The organism is Microbacterium sp. SLBN-146 (assembly GCF_006715145.1).
In the GTDB taxonomy this organism is placed as follows: domain Bacteria; phylum Actinomycetota; class Actinomycetes; order Actinomycetales; family Microbacteriaceae; genus Microbacterium.
Genome location: NZ_VFMR01000001.1, coordinates 2,756,096 through 2,769,140, shown reverse-complemented (window position 1 = coordinate 2,769,140; position 13,045 = coordinate 2,756,096). Strand labels below are relative to the sequence as shown.

The window sequence follows — 13,045 nt, the reverse complement described above, 5'->3', positions numbered from 1 at the left end:
AATACTTTGCAAATGTCTCTCTGCATGGCGATCGACGCGGTTAGGCTGGGTGCATGGCGAGCGAAAATCCCCTCTTGACCGCGTCCCCGCTTCCTTACGGTCTCCCCGACTACGGGGCGATCGAGCCCGGCCACTACCTCCCTGCATTCGAGGAAGCGTTCGCGCAACACCGCCGCGAGATCGATGCGATCACGCGCGTGCGCTCGATGCCCACATTCGAGAACACGATGACTCCCCTGGAATCCAGTGGTGAACTGCTCGGCACGATCGCGCGCACCTTTTACACCGTCTCGTCCGCAGACGCGACCGAGCAGATTCAGGAGGTCGAGGAAGCGCTCGCTCCCCTGATGGCCGCGCACCACGACGCGATCCAACTCGATGCCCAGCTGTTCTGGCGCGTGAAGACCCTCCACGACCGCCTCGACGAACTCCCCCTCGACGCGGAGCAGCGCTACCTCGTGCAGCGTCACTTCCGTGAGATGGCGCACGCCGGAGCGGGGCTCGACGACGCAGCCAAAGTGCGTCTGACCCAGATCAATCAGCGACTTTCCACGCTCACCACCACCTTCGAGAAGAACCTGCTCGCCGATACCAACGAGTTGGCGGTTGTCTTCGACGATGCCGTGGAGCTCGACGGACTGACCGAAGGTGAGATCTCCGCGGCGGCGCAGGCCGCGACCGACCGCGGTCTCGATGGCTCGTTCGTCGTGACGCTGACTCTCTTCACGGGACATCCGTACCTCAGCTCGCTGACCGACCGCGAGTCGCGTCGGAGGATCCTCGAGGCCTCACGTTCGCGCGGGCGGCGGCAGAACGAGAACGACAACGGAGCGGTGCTTCGCGAGATCGCGACACTCCGTGCCGAGCGCGCACAGCTGCTCGGCTACGACTCCCACGCCCACTACGTTACGTCGGACGAGACCGCGGGATCTCCCGACGCCGTCCACTCGCTGCTCCGCCGCTTGGCCGTGCCCGCTGCACGGAATGCCGGCCGGGAGCGCGAGGCGCTGCAGGCAATCATCGATGCCGACGGCGAGACGTTCGCCCTCGAAGCCCACGATTGGGCGTTCTACACCGAGAAGGTCCGGCGCGCGGAGTACGACCTCGACACGTCGGCACTCCGCCCGTGGTTCGAGGCCGAGCGAGTGCTTCAGCAGGGGGTGTTCCATGCGGCGACGATGCTCTACGGAATCACCTTCACGGAACGTCGGGATCTCGCGGCGTACCATCCGGATGCCCGTGTCTTCGAGGTGCACAACGAGGACGGGTCGGCTCTCGGGCTTTTCGTTCTCGACCTCTACACCCGCGACACGAAGCGCGGCGGTGCCTGGATGAACTCGATCGTTCTTCAATCGCGTCTGCGCGGGACATCGCCTGTCGTCGTGAACAATCTGAATGTGTCCAAGCCCGCCCCCGGGCGGCCGACGCTTCTGACTCTCGACGAGGTGACGACGCTCTTCCACGAGTTCGGTCACGCCCTGCACGGACTCTTCGCGACAGTGACGTACCCGCACTTCGCAGGGACGAACGTCTTCCGCGACTTCGTCGAGTTTCCCAGCCAGGTCAACGAAATGTGGATCTACTGGCCTGAGGTTCTCGCCTCCTACGCCGTGCACGTCGACACGGGCGAACCGCTCCCCGCGGACGTCATCGAGAAGCTCACGGCGTCGGAGACGTTCAACCAGGGCTTCGCGACGAGCGAGTACCTCGCGGCATCCTGGATCGATCAGGCGTGGCACTCGCTCTCACCCGAGCAGGCGGCGGCGGCGACGGACGTCGTCGCATTCGAGCAGGCTGCCCTCGCCGATATCGGCCTCGATATCGACGTCGTCCCACCGCGGTACTCATCCACCTACTTCGCACACATCTTCTCGGGTGGCTACAGTGCGGGCTACTACTCCTACATCTGGAGCGAAGTGCTCGACGCCGACACTGTCGAATGGTTCCGCGAGAATGACGGCCTCACCCGGTCCAATGGCGACCGCTTCCGCGAGCGACTGTTGGGCGTGGGTGGTTCGAAGGATCCGCTCGAGGCCTACCGCGACTTCCGCGGGCGTGACGCGACCATCGAGCCGTTGCTCGAGCGGCGCGGCCTCTCCGACTGAGTCGCAGGTTCCCGAGCCAGCCCCTGTGGGGCGTCGTTCGTCGGTTCGGGGCGCGGAAGCCCCGCCCCAAACCGATAGAACCCGCCCCGGCCTCCAGTGCGCGATCCTGCGCTCAGGGCGCGGTCCTGCGTTCAGGGGCGCGAAAACTTCGCCCCTAGCGGATGGATCCCGCCCCGAAGGCCCGAAGGTCCGAAGGTCCGAAGACGCCGAGCGGACGAACGAGCAGCGCCGCGACGAACACAGAGCGCGAACCGCTGCGCGCCTCGGCGCCCGCGAGTCCGCCACACGTCGTGGGGCGGACTCGTGTGGTCCGGGGCGCGACTTCCGCACCCCGTGTCGACGAACCGCGCCCCGTGTCGACCAACTGCGCCCCAGAGAACGCGCACCGCGCCGCCGGGACCGCGACGAATCACGCACCGCGCCGACGAACCGCAGCCCAAGTCGCCGAACCGCCCCGGATCACGGAGCCGGTCCCGAGTCGACGGAACCCGCTCCGCGGGAACGCGACGGTGCGGCCACCCGTCGAAGAGAACCGCTTGCGAGCACGAGCTCGTGGGGCGTATTCATCAGCACTGGGGCGCGGAAGCCTCGCCCCACTGAGGCGGATGCCGCCCCGGTACGCTGCAGAGCGTCAGGCGCTCTTGCGCTTCTCTCGGAGCACGAACGTCGGTGCTGCGCGCTCCTCGACAGCAGCGCGGGTCACGATGACCTTCTCGACGTCATCGCTCGAGGGGATGTCGAACATGATCGGACCGAGGACGTCTTCGAGGATCGCCCGGAGCCCGCGGGCGCCGGTCTTTCGGTCCACAGCGAGGTCGGAAATGGCCTCGAGCGCTTCGGTATCGAACTCGAGCCGCACGTCATCGAGTTCGAACATCCGCTGGTACTGCTTGACCAGCGCATTCTTCGGCTCGGTGAGGATCTCCATGAGTGCTTCGCGGTCCAGGGGCGACACGGATGCCACGACGGGGAGCCGACCGATGAACTCGGGAATGAGACCGAACTTGTGCAGGTCTTCCGGCAGCACTTCGGAGAAGAGCGTGAGGTCGTCGCCCTTCTCGTGGAGGGGGGCTCCGAACCCGATGCCGTGCTTGCCGACGCGCGACGAGATGATGTCTTCGAGCCCCGCGAAAGCACCCGCGACGATGAACAGGACGTTCGTCGTGTCGATCTGGATGAACTCCTGATGAGGATGCTTGCGCCCACCCTGCGGAGGAACGGAGGCGACTGTGCCTTCGAGGATCTTGAGAAGCGCCTGCTGGACGCCCTCCCCCGAAACGTCGCGTGTGATCGAAGGATTCTCGGCCTTGCGAGCGATCTTGTCGACCTCGTCGATGTAGATGATGCCCGTCTCTGCCCTCTTCGTATCGAAGTCTGCTGCCTGCAGAAGCTTCAAGAGGATGTTCTCAACGTCTTCACCGACGTAACCGGCCTCGGTGAGAGCCGTAGCATCCGCCACGGCGAACGGGACGTTGAGCCGCTTCGCGAGCGTCTGCGCCAGGTACGTCTTGCCGCAGCCGGTCGGACCCAGAAGGAGGATGTTGCTCTTCGCGATCTCGATCTCATCGGCGCGCTGTTCGGCGGCTTGGAGTGTGCCGTGCGCGCGGACGCGCTTGTAGTGGTTGTAGACCGCGACGGAGAGGGCGCGCTTCGCGGCATCCTGACCGACGACGTATTCCTCGAGGAAGGAGAAGATCTCGCGCGGCTTCGGGAGATCGAAGTCGGACACGACGCCTGATGACGATTCGGCCATGCGCTCTTCGATGATCTCGTTGCACAACTCGACGCACTCGTCGCAGATGTACACCCCGGGACCCGCTATCAGCTGCTGGACCTGCTTCTGGCTCTTTCCGCAGAAAGAGCACTTGAACAGGTCGGCGCTCTCACCGATGCGTGCCATCAGGCTCCTCCTAGACCCACTGCCCCCAGTCGGGCACTTCTCAGAGCCTAACCGCTCTCACAGACATGAGGTGGGATTGCGACGGGCGACGTCGGGGACGTTCTGCCCAGGGCGGAGAAGTGCCGTGCATACGCCCCGCCACCCAGAACTGGGGGCGGGGCGTTCCTCTGCAGCGAGCTACTTGGTGAGAGCTGCGGGCGTGCGCTTGCGTGTCGTCAGAACCTGATCGACGAGGCCATAGGTGACGGCCTCCTCTGCCGAGAGGATCTTGTCGCGGTCGATGTCCTTGTTGACTTCCTCCATCGACTTGTTCGAGTGCATAGCGAGAGTGGACTCGAGCCACGTGCGCATGCGGAGGATCTCCTGCGCCTGAATCTCGATGTCCGACGCCTGCCCGTGTCCCGCCTCGCCCATGGCGGGCTGGTGGATGAGGATGCGGGCGTTCGGCAGCGCGAGACGCTTACCGGGTGCTCCCGCGGCGAGCAGAACTGCTGCTGCGGAGGCCGCTTGACCCAGCACGACCGTCTGGATCTGAGGCGAGACGTACTGCATGGTGTCGTAGATCGCCGTCATTGCGGTGAACGAGCCGCCGGGCGAGTTGATGTACATGATGATGTCGCGGTCGGGGTCCTGCGACTCGAGCACGAGCAGCTGGGCCATGACATCATCCGCCGAGGCGTCGTCGACCTGGACGCCGAGGAAGATGACGCGATCCTCGAACAACTTGTTGTACGGGTCCTGACGCTTGTAGCCGTACGCCGTGCGCTCCTCGAACTGCGGGAGGACGTAACGGCTGCCGGGCATCTGCAGGCCCTGTGGGGCGGTGCCGCCGAAGGTGGGGGTGTGCATTCCTGGTTCTCTCTCTTTCGCCGCAGCTAACCGTCAGGCCGTGGTTCCGCCGCCGCCGACGACGTCAGCGGCCGATTCGCGGATGTGATCGACGAAGCCGTACTCCAACGCCTCCTGCGCGGTGAACCAACGGTCGCGGTCGCCATCGGCGTTGATCTGCTCGACAGACTTGCCGGTCTGCGCCGCCGTGATCTCTGCGAGGCGGTTCTTCATCGAGATGATGAGCTGAGCCTGCGTCTGGATGTCGCTCGATGTGCCACCGAAACCGCCGTGCGGCTGGTGCAGCAGGACCCGCGCGTTGGGCGTGATGTATCGCTTGCCCTTGGTGCCGGCGGTCAGCAGCAGCTGTCCCATTGACGCCGCCATGCCGATTCCGACCGTGACGATGTCGTTGGGCACGAACTGCATCGTGTCGTAGATCGCCATCCCCGCCGTGATCGAGCCACCGGGCGAGTTGACGTAGAGGAAGATGTCCTTCTCCTGGTCCTCGGCGGCGAGAAGGAGGATCTTCGCGCAGATTTCGTTCGCGTTCTCATCGCGCACCTCCGACCCCAGCCAGATGATGCGGTCCTTGAGCAGCCTGTCGAAGACGCTCGTCGCGACAAGTGGTTCGGCCATGTGAGACTCCTGATTCCGTGGTCGTCGCTGACGAATCTACCGGCGCCCCGAGACCGACCCGGCCGTGTTCGCCGTGGGCAGATCAAGGTGTCGCCGCGAGGTCCTCCGCGTACGCGCGCACAGACCGCGAATAGCGCGACAAGTGCGGGGCGAGCGCCATGAGCGCCACGGCGGTCGCTCTCGCCGACTCCCCCGCGGATGAGAGGGTCAGCGCGAGGAACGCGGCAGCCTCGTCGCGCAACAGCGACGGCGGGGTTCGATCCAGTTCGTCCTCGAGGAGCGCACGGCTCTCCTCGAGACGCTCGAGGTTGCGCAACGTGCTCGCGAGTTGGATCACGGCCTGGGCGCGATGCTCTTCATCGAGCCCCGCAGCGAGCGCAGAGCGATACAGCGGCTCGGCCTCGCTCTCGCGGCCCGCTGCGTCTCTGGCACTCGCGCGCTCGAACAGTGCCCGACCGTCGTCGGGTGCGCCCTCTGACGTGATCAGATCGATGCGGTGGATGATGTCATCGTCGGTCACTGTCTCATCTGCCCACACGGCAGCCACTCGAGCAACCCAATCGGCCATGTCTTCGTCCTCCGAAACTGACAGAGGGGGGCGGATGCCGCGGCACCCACCCCCCTCGGAAACGTCGCGCTGCGACTACTCCTTGTCTGCGGCCTTCGCCTTGGCGGGCGCCTTCTTCTTGGCAGGCGCCTTCTTGGCGGGCGCCTTCTTCGGCGCTTCCTCAGCCTCGATGACCTCGTCGGCGTCGGCCGCGGCATCCGCGATCTCCTCCGCCTCTTCGACGACCTCGGCCTCGGCCTCGGCCTCATCCTCGACCGCGACGAAGCCCGTGAGGTCGACCGGCTTGCCGTTGGTGTCGACGACGGTGACCTTGCCGAGTGCGACGGCAAGCGCCTTGTTGCGTGCAACCTCGCCGACCATGGCCGGCAGCTGGTTGCCCTGCTGCAGCGCGTCGACGAACTCCTGCGGCGCCATGCCGTACTGGGCTGCGGACTGGATCAGGTACTGCGTCAGCTCGTCCTGCGACACCTGGACCTGGAAGGTCTCGGCGACCTTGTCGAGCAGCATCTGCGTCTTGAACTGCCGCTCGCTCGCCTCGGCCACTTCAGCGCGGTGCGCGTCGTCCTCAAGACGCCCCTCACCTTCGAGGTGGTTGTGCACCTCGTCCTCGATGAGCTGCGGCGGGACGGGGATCTCGACCTGCTCGATGAGTGTCTCGATGAGCTTGTCACGCGCGGCCGAGCCCTGCTGGAAGACCGACTGCTGACCAACCCGCTCCGACAGGCTCTCGCGGAGCTCTGCGATCGTGTCGAACTCGCTCGCCATCTGGGCGAAATCGTCGTCGGCCTCGGGAAGCTCGCGCTCCTTGACGGCGGTGACGCTGACGGAGACCTCGGCCTCTTCGCCGGCGTGATCGCCACCGATCAGCTTGGAGCGGAACGTCGTGTCCTCGCCGGCCGTGAGCGAATCGATCGCCTCGTCGATGCCCTCGAGCAGTTCGCCCGAGCCGACCTCGTAGGAAACGCCCTCGGCGCGGTCGATCTCGGCGCCATCGATCGTGGCGACGAGGTCGAGCTCGACGAAGTCACCCGTCGACGCGGGCCGGTCGACCGTGATGAGCGTGCCGAAGCGACCACGCAGGCGATCGAGCTCCTCGTCGATCGCGGCATCGTCGATCTCGACCGGCTCGATCTCGATCGTGAGACCCTCGAGTGCCGGGAGATCGAACTCGGGACGCACGTCGACCTCGACGGTCACCTGCAGGTCACCGGAGAAGTCCTTCTCCGCAGGCCACTCGACGACCTCGGCGTTGGGGCGGCCGATGACGCGGAGCTCATTCTGCTCGACGGCTTCGCGGTAGAAGCTGTCGAGCCCCTCGCTGACGGCGTGCTCGAGCACTGCAACCCGACCGATGCGCTGGTCGATGATGGGCGCGGGAACCTTGCCCTTGCGGAAACCCGGGATCTGCACGTCCTGCGCGATGTGCTCGTACGCGTGCGCGATGCTCGGCTTGAGCTCGTCGGGGGTGACCGTGATGTTGAGCTTGACCCGCGTGGGGCTGAGCTTCTCGACGGTGCTGTTGACCATGCCTTTTCGTTCTCCTCGTGTGACCGCGCGCATGCGCGCTGGGGCTGAAGGGTCTGTGGGTCTCGGATCCCCGAGCGGGGGTCGTGACGTCGGGGCGACAGGATTTGAACCTGCGGCCTCCCGCTCCCAAAGCGGGCGCTCTACCAAGCTGAGCTACGCCCCGGGCAGGTCGCGCGCGTACGCGGACACGAAACGGCCCTGAGCAGTCTAGCCGACACGATCCTGCACGAACCCCGCGTGTTCGGAGACGCCGTTTCCGTCCGTTAGACTTTCGGATGCCGCGTCTTGCAGCTCGGCGTAACATGACAATTGAATACCCGATTTGTCGGCCGTGATCGGCCGAAATCCGGGGCTGTAGCTTAGTGGTAAAGCCTTAGTCTTCCAAACTAATGATGCGGGTTCGATTCCCGTCAGCCCCTCCACCTCATCGCCTTACTCGTCGTCGCGGCTGTCACAGCGAGTGGCACGGCCGTGTCCTCCGCAGGTCGCTCAGTTGTCGAGCGCCGTGAGCGCCCACCAGCCCGTTCACTTGTCGCAAGTGGCGACTCCCGCGCATTGTCGGCCGCCCTTTGCGACAAGTGAGCGTCGGTGGTGCGTCGGGCGGGCGCATGAACCGCGGTGAGCCGGCGCGCCGCCCTAGATACCGAGCTGCTTCAGATGAGCGATCGCCGCTGTGACGTGGGAGTCCGCATATCCTCCGCCGGTCGGGAGGACGAGGGTCTTCATGGTCTTCTCGTGCCCGTCCGCCTTGGCCCACGCGGTCGCCTGGCCGATCGTCTCGGAGCGCTGGTAGGACATCCGCACACCCGCCTTCATCGCGATGACGTTGCTCACGCCGGCAAGCCCGGACGGCTTCTCCGATGAGAAGCGGTACGCCGTGTAGGCGTCGTAGAAGCCGTTCTGCCGCAACTGCAGATCTGCCGTCGTCCCCCATCCGAACGTAAGAAGGTGAACGCGCGACTCCTGCTCGGGTCGGACCGTGCCGCCCCATCCGTAGCCCGAGAAGAGCACGTAGTTGCGCTCCACGAGGCACCGGACGAACCCCGGCCCCTCTCCCCCGTACCAGAACTCGAGTCCCTGCGAGCAGCGGTAGGTCGTGTTGAGGCGGATGACGATGTCGGACAGCACCTGGGTGCGTCCCGCCTCGCCGCCTTGCAGCGTGATCGCGACGTCATAGCAGTCGTGGACCCGATTGTTCTCGATGAGCATGTCCCGCGAATCGACCCAGGCCTGGATGCCGTTTCCGTACCGCACGCTGCCGTTCCCGTAGCCGTCGAGGGCGGCTCCCCCGCAGTTGTAGATCTCGCACCCCGTGATGTTCGAACGCCGCGTGCCGCCGGAACCGGGCGCGGCGACGCCGTGTCCTCCGTGTCCGCGCAGCACGACATCCGAGAGCCACACGCCCGAGCGCTGGTTGCTGCCGTCGCCGTCGACGGCGACGGCGACCTGTCCTGCCAGCACGGAGGGGTTCCTCGACGACTTGACATACAGGACCCCGCCGCCCGAGTAGAAGTCCCACTGCGTGGTCATCCCGCTCAGTGCCGTGCGTCGCACTCCTCGCACGGCGCCATCGACGAGCAGATGTCCGACGTCGCCCTCGCCTTGCGCGGAGTCGTATCCCTGGTAGCTCACGCCCGCACTCGAGGCCTTGTAGTGGACCTTCCAGACATCGGCCGAGTGCTGCGTCCAGCTGACGATGTACTTGTACCCGTCGATGACAGGCGCAGCGCCGTCGCCGTACGCCGAGATCCGCAACCACCCCGTGCGGGTGGGGTCGAGCATGTCGGGCTGACGCAGTCGCCCCGGGAAGACATCACCGCGCCGCAGCAGAACGCGATCACCGAGCTTGATCGCTCCGCTCGCGAACGCGGCGTTCAGCCTCGTGAGCGAACGCCAGGGCGCAGCGGATGATCCGGGATTGCCGTCGGCGCCGGCAGCCGAGAGATAGTAGTCGACCACGGGGAGGCGCTCCTTCTGCTTTGGTGACGCGTGAACCAGACATGTGTTGCCGAGCCAGCGCCGTCCTCCCCAGTCGGACGCGCGGTGTGAACCGCTACATGTCGACGGCCTCTTCGTGAGCGGCGGTGTGCGCACGATAGGCATCCGCGTTGTTCAGGATGCTGTCGCGTTCGTCGTCCGTGAGCGGTCTCCGCACTTTCCCCGGCACGCCCGCGACGAGGGACCCTGGTGGGATCTCCGTACCCTCGAGCACGACGGCGCCGGCGGCCACGAGCGATCCCGCGCCGATGACGGCGCCCGACAGGATGACGCTCCCCATCCCGATGAGTGACCCGTCTTCGACCGTGCACCCGTGGACGACGGCATTGTGCCCGACGGAAACGTTCTCTCCGATGACGACGGGTGACCCACGATCGACGTGCACGGACACGTTGTCCTGCAGATTGCTTCCGGCGCCGATCGTGATGGCATCACCGTCAGCGCGAAGGACGGCGTTGTACCAGACGCTCGCGCCGGCGCCGAGGGTGACGGCGCCGATGACGCGGGCACCCGACGCGACGAAGGACGACGGGTCGAGGATGGGCGAACTCCCGCCGACGGAAAGGATCGACGCACCCGCGGCAACAGTCATGGCTCAGACCTTAGCCCGCTCGTGTTTCCAACGCTGACTCGATGGCATCGGCGTACCAGGGCGCGAGCGTGTCAGCGAAGGTCACCGTCAGGTGGTCCTGGTCGCGATAGATGTTCGCGCCGCCGACCACCGGCCAGCACACCTCGTCGTCGCAGTACACGTCGGTGAAGTCGAGCAGCGTCACGCCCTCGACGCCGGATGCCGCCGCCCGCAGAGGATCGTCGGTCACGAGGACATCCGACCGCGGTGCATCGCACTCGCTCTGCGCCCGAGTGCGCAGGCATTTGTTGGGATCCGTCTCCCACACGGGGTTGTCGACGACGGTGATCACGGGGATGCCGCGGTCGAGCACCTCCTGCCAGGCACCGAGGTAGCCCGCGACGGCGGCGTCGTACGAGGAGTCGAAACCGGCTGAGGAGTACGGGGTTGATGCGATCGCCGCTGTGAAGACGGCATCGATGTCGCGATCGGCGAGGTCTGCGCGCACGCCGTCCCGCCACTCGGTGCACGCGGCACCGAACGCACCCGGCGTGGAGAGGGGTGTCGTGCTCCACGGGCACGCACCCTTGAACCACGTCGTCAGGTGCCAGCCCCGCTCGTCGGCGAGTCGCTGGAACGTCGGCAGCAACTGGTACGCGTGACTGTCGCCGATCAGCGCGATCCGCGGGGCATCGGGCGCGTCCGACCCGAACTCGCACGCCTGCGCACGCGCGTCGTTCAGCTGGATGAAGCACTCCGCGTCTCCTGGGCGATCCACTCCCGCGAATCCCGGCGCCGGCAGGACGTCTGCCCCGAAATCCGCCCCGCTGCACGCGGGGTCGAGTACGGATGCCGCTCCGAAGCACTCCGGGGGGTTCTCGCGCAGGTCCTCGATCGCCTGGACACCGGCGGTGTAGGCGGGCGCGTTGGCCGCCCACCCGGCCGTCGTGACGCCCGCGACCAACAGCATCGCGGCGAGAGACGCCCACAACGTCACGCGCGCGGGTCTCGTGGTGAGCGCCTTGAGGCTCCGCATGGGGTCCTCCACGAAGCGCTTCGTGAGCCATGCGAGAACGAAGCACAGCACGAGAAGCGCGACGCGGTGGTAGATCGTCAGACCCCAGAACGGCACGGACGGCGCGATGATGATGAGCGGCCAGTGCCAGAGGTACAGGGAGTACGAGATGTCTCCGATGAAGCGCGCCGGCCGAACGCCGAGGACGCGCGTCGGATACCACCAGCGGTCGGTGTTCGAAGCCGAGATGATGGCGGCAGCTCCGAGGGTCGGCAGGAGTGCCATGTAGCCGGGGAACGGCGTCTGCCCGTCGAAGGTGAACGCGACGTAGAGAAGCGTCAGGACACCGGCCCACCCCAGCACGAAACTGCCCCACGCGTTGCGCACCCGCAACACGGGCACGAGTGCGACGAGCGCTCCCACCCCGAACTGCCACATCCTTCCGAACGTCACGAAGTAGGCAGGGGCCGGGTCGGTGATCGTGAAGATGACGCCGAAGACGAAGGATGCCACCGTGACAGCTGCGAGCGCGAGGAGCACGGCCCGCCTCTGAGCGCCGCGGAAGTACTTCACACCGACCCAGGCAGCGGCGAGCATGATGAGCGGCCACAGCACGTAGAACTGCTCTTCGAGAGAGAGCGACCAGTAGTGCTGCACCGTCGTCGGGTCGCCGGCGTGGTTGAGGTAGTCGGCGGAGGTGAGCGCGAGGAACCAGTTCTCGACATAGAACGTCGACGCGAGGATCTCCTGCACTTCGTTCGGAAGTGCCGAGGTCGGCGTCAGGTAAGGCGATGCCGCGACGAGAGCGCAGAAGAGGAGCACGAGCAGTGAGGCGGGCAGGAGCCGGCGTGCGCGCCGGGCCCAGAACTGTCCGAGGCGCACGGTGCCCGTCGCGGTGAGTTCTCGCATGAGGTGGGCCGAGATGAGGAACCCTGAGATGACGAAGAACACGTCGACGCCGACGTAGCCACCGGGGAGGCGCGCCGGCCAGAAGTGGTAGAGCACGACGAACAGCACGGCGATGGCGCGGAGACCCTGGACGTGGGGAATGAAACGTGAGGGTTCGGCGTGCTCCGGAGACGCAGTCCGCGGCTCGCGGGCGACGACGCGCGCCGGCTTGCCGAGATTCTGCGGTCCGAGGTCGTGGTCAGCGGAGGGCACTCCTCGACGTTAGTCGTTAGCGCCGTGGAGACCCGGCCGACCGGCCGCCGTGAGACGTGTTAGAGGAGCCTTCTCTTGCTTGCGGAATGCGACCGCCTGAGTAGCGTTGCATCCCGAGGGGAAGACTGCGCGACCGAGTGCAGCGCCCCGGAGCATGGAGGCGACACTATGACGAACACCAACACCACCCCCGCAACCGCCGCCGACCCCACCGTCGCCGCGGCGACCGCCCAGTTCCTCACCCCTGTTGTCCTCGGCCTGCAGGGCCTTGCCGTGAACGGCAAGCAGGCGCACTGGAATGTGCGCGGCGCGAACTTCATCGCGATCCACGAGCTCCTCGACACTCTCGTCACGAACGCGCAGAACGGCGCGGACAGCGCCGCGGAGCGGATCGTCGCGCTCGGTCTCCCGATCGACGCGCGTGTCGCGACGATCGCCGAGAAGGCCAAGCCCACCGCGGTGCCGGCAGGGTTCACGCAGTGGGAGGCGCTGATCCGCAACGTGATCGCGGACATGGACGCCGTCATCATCGACACACAGGCCGCGATCGACGGGCTCGACGAGATCGACCTGACGAGCCAGGATGTCGCGATCGCCATCAAGGAGTCGCTCGAGAAGGACCGCTGGTTCCTCTTCGCGCACCTCGCCGAGTAATCCCTCCGCGTGATGACGGGGTCGAGATCGAAAGGTCTCGACCCCGTCATCGCGTCTCCCCTATGGTGAACCGAGGAGA

10 protein-coding genes and 2 tRNA genes are annotated in these 13,045 nt (G+C 66.2%); 3 read left to right on the top strand and 9 right to left on the bottom strand.

All coding sequences use genetic code 11. The annotated features are described in order from the left end of the window. The first annotated feature begins 53 nt into the window (after positions 1 to 53). Entirely contained in the window at positions 54 to 2,105 is a 2,052-nt protein-coding gene (locus FBY39_RS12330) for a M3 family metallopeptidase (protein ID WP_141932571.1), read from the top strand. A 631-nt stretch (positions 2,106 to 2,736) separates the two neighbouring features. Here the strand turns inward: FBY39_RS12330 and clpX are convergent. The 6 genes from clpX to FBY39_RS12300 all read right to left on the bottom strand — a co-directional run bounded on the left by clpX (position 2,737) and on the right by FBY39_RS12300 (position 7,730). Further along, positions 2,737 to 4,005, bottom strand: a complete 1,269-nt coding sequence (clpX, locus tag FBY39_RS12325) for an ATP-dependent Clp protease ATP-binding subunit ClpX (RefSeq protein WP_141932570.1) — start codon at positions 4,003 to 4,005, stop codon at positions 2,737 to 2,739. Positions 4,006 to 4,182: 177 nt separating this feature from the next. Continuing rightward, positions 4,183 to 4,854, bottom strand: coding sequence for an ATP-dependent Clp protease proteolytic subunit (locus tag FBY39_RS12320; protein ID WP_141932569.1), 672 nt, complete (start codon positions 4,852 to 4,854; stop codon positions 4,183 to 4,185). Positions 4,855 to 4,887: 33 nt separating this feature from the next. Next, positions 4,888 to 5,472: an ATP-dependent Clp protease proteolytic subunit gene (locus tag FBY39_RS12315; protein ID WP_141932568.1), complete on the bottom strand. Its 585-nt coding sequence runs from the start codon at positions 5,470 to 5,472 to the stop codon at positions 4,888 to 4,890. A gap of 82 nt (positions 5,473 to 5,554) precedes the next feature. Next, positions 5,555 to 6,040 carry a tetratricopeptide repeat protein gene (locus FBY39_RS12310; RefSeq protein WP_141932567.1) on the bottom strand — a complete coding sequence of 162 codons (486 nt, stop codon included), beginning with the start codon at positions 6,038 to 6,040 and terminating at the stop codon, positions 5,555 to 5,557. Positions 6,041 to 6,115: 75 nt separating this feature from the next. Continuing rightward, positions 6,116 to 7,567, bottom strand: a complete 1,452-nt coding sequence (tig, locus tag FBY39_RS12305) for a trigger factor (RefSeq protein ID WP_141932566.1) — start codon at positions 7,565 to 7,567, stop codon at positions 6,116 to 6,118. 89 nt (positions 7,568 to 7,656) lie between these two features. After that, positions 7,657 to 7,730 (bottom strand) — tRNA-Pro (locus tag FBY39_RS12300). Between the two features lie 185 nt (positions 7,731 to 7,915). Between FBY39_RS12300 and FBY39_RS12295 the strand changes: the two genes are divergently transcribed. After that, a tRNA-Gly gene (locus FBY39_RS12295) sits at positions 7,916 to 7,989 on the top strand. 214 nt (positions 7,990 to 8,203) lie between these two features. Here FBY39_RS12295 and FBY39_RS12290 read toward each other — a convergent pair. The 3 genes from FBY39_RS12290 to FBY39_RS12280 all read right to left on the bottom strand — a co-directional run bounded on the left by FBY39_RS12290 (position 8,204) and on the right by FBY39_RS12280 (position 12,312). Further along, positions 8,204 to 9,526 carry a right-handed parallel beta-helix repeat-containing protein gene (locus FBY39_RS12290; protein WP_160133126.1) on the bottom strand — a complete coding sequence of 441 codons (1,323 nt, stop codon included), beginning with the start codon at positions 9,524 to 9,526 and terminating at the stop codon, positions 8,204 to 8,206. Positions 9,527 to 9,620: 94 nt separating this feature from the next. After that, positions 9,621 to 10,157, bottom strand: coding sequence for a gamma carbonic anhydrase family protein (locus tag FBY39_RS12285; protein ID WP_141932564.1), 537 nt, complete (start codon positions 10,155 to 10,157; stop codon positions 9,621 to 9,623). 10 nt (positions 10,158 to 10,167) lie between these two features. Continuing rightward, on the bottom strand, positions 10,168 to 12,312 hold the full coding sequence (locus FBY39_RS12280) for an acyltransferase family protein (RefSeq protein WP_141932563.1): 2,145 nt from the start codon (positions 12,310 to 12,312) through the stop codon (positions 10,168 to 10,170). Positions 12,313 to 12,480: 168 nt separating this feature from the next. Here FBY39_RS12280 and FBY39_RS12275 point away from each other — a divergent pair, with 168 nt between their 5' ends. Further along, positions 12,481 to 12,966 (top strand): Dps family protein, encoded by a 486-nt coding sequence (locus tag FBY39_RS12275; RefSeq protein ID WP_141932562.1) that lies wholly within the window; start codon positions 12,481 to 12,483, stop codon positions 12,964 to 12,966. Positions 12,967 to 13,045 lie beyond the last annotated feature (79 nt).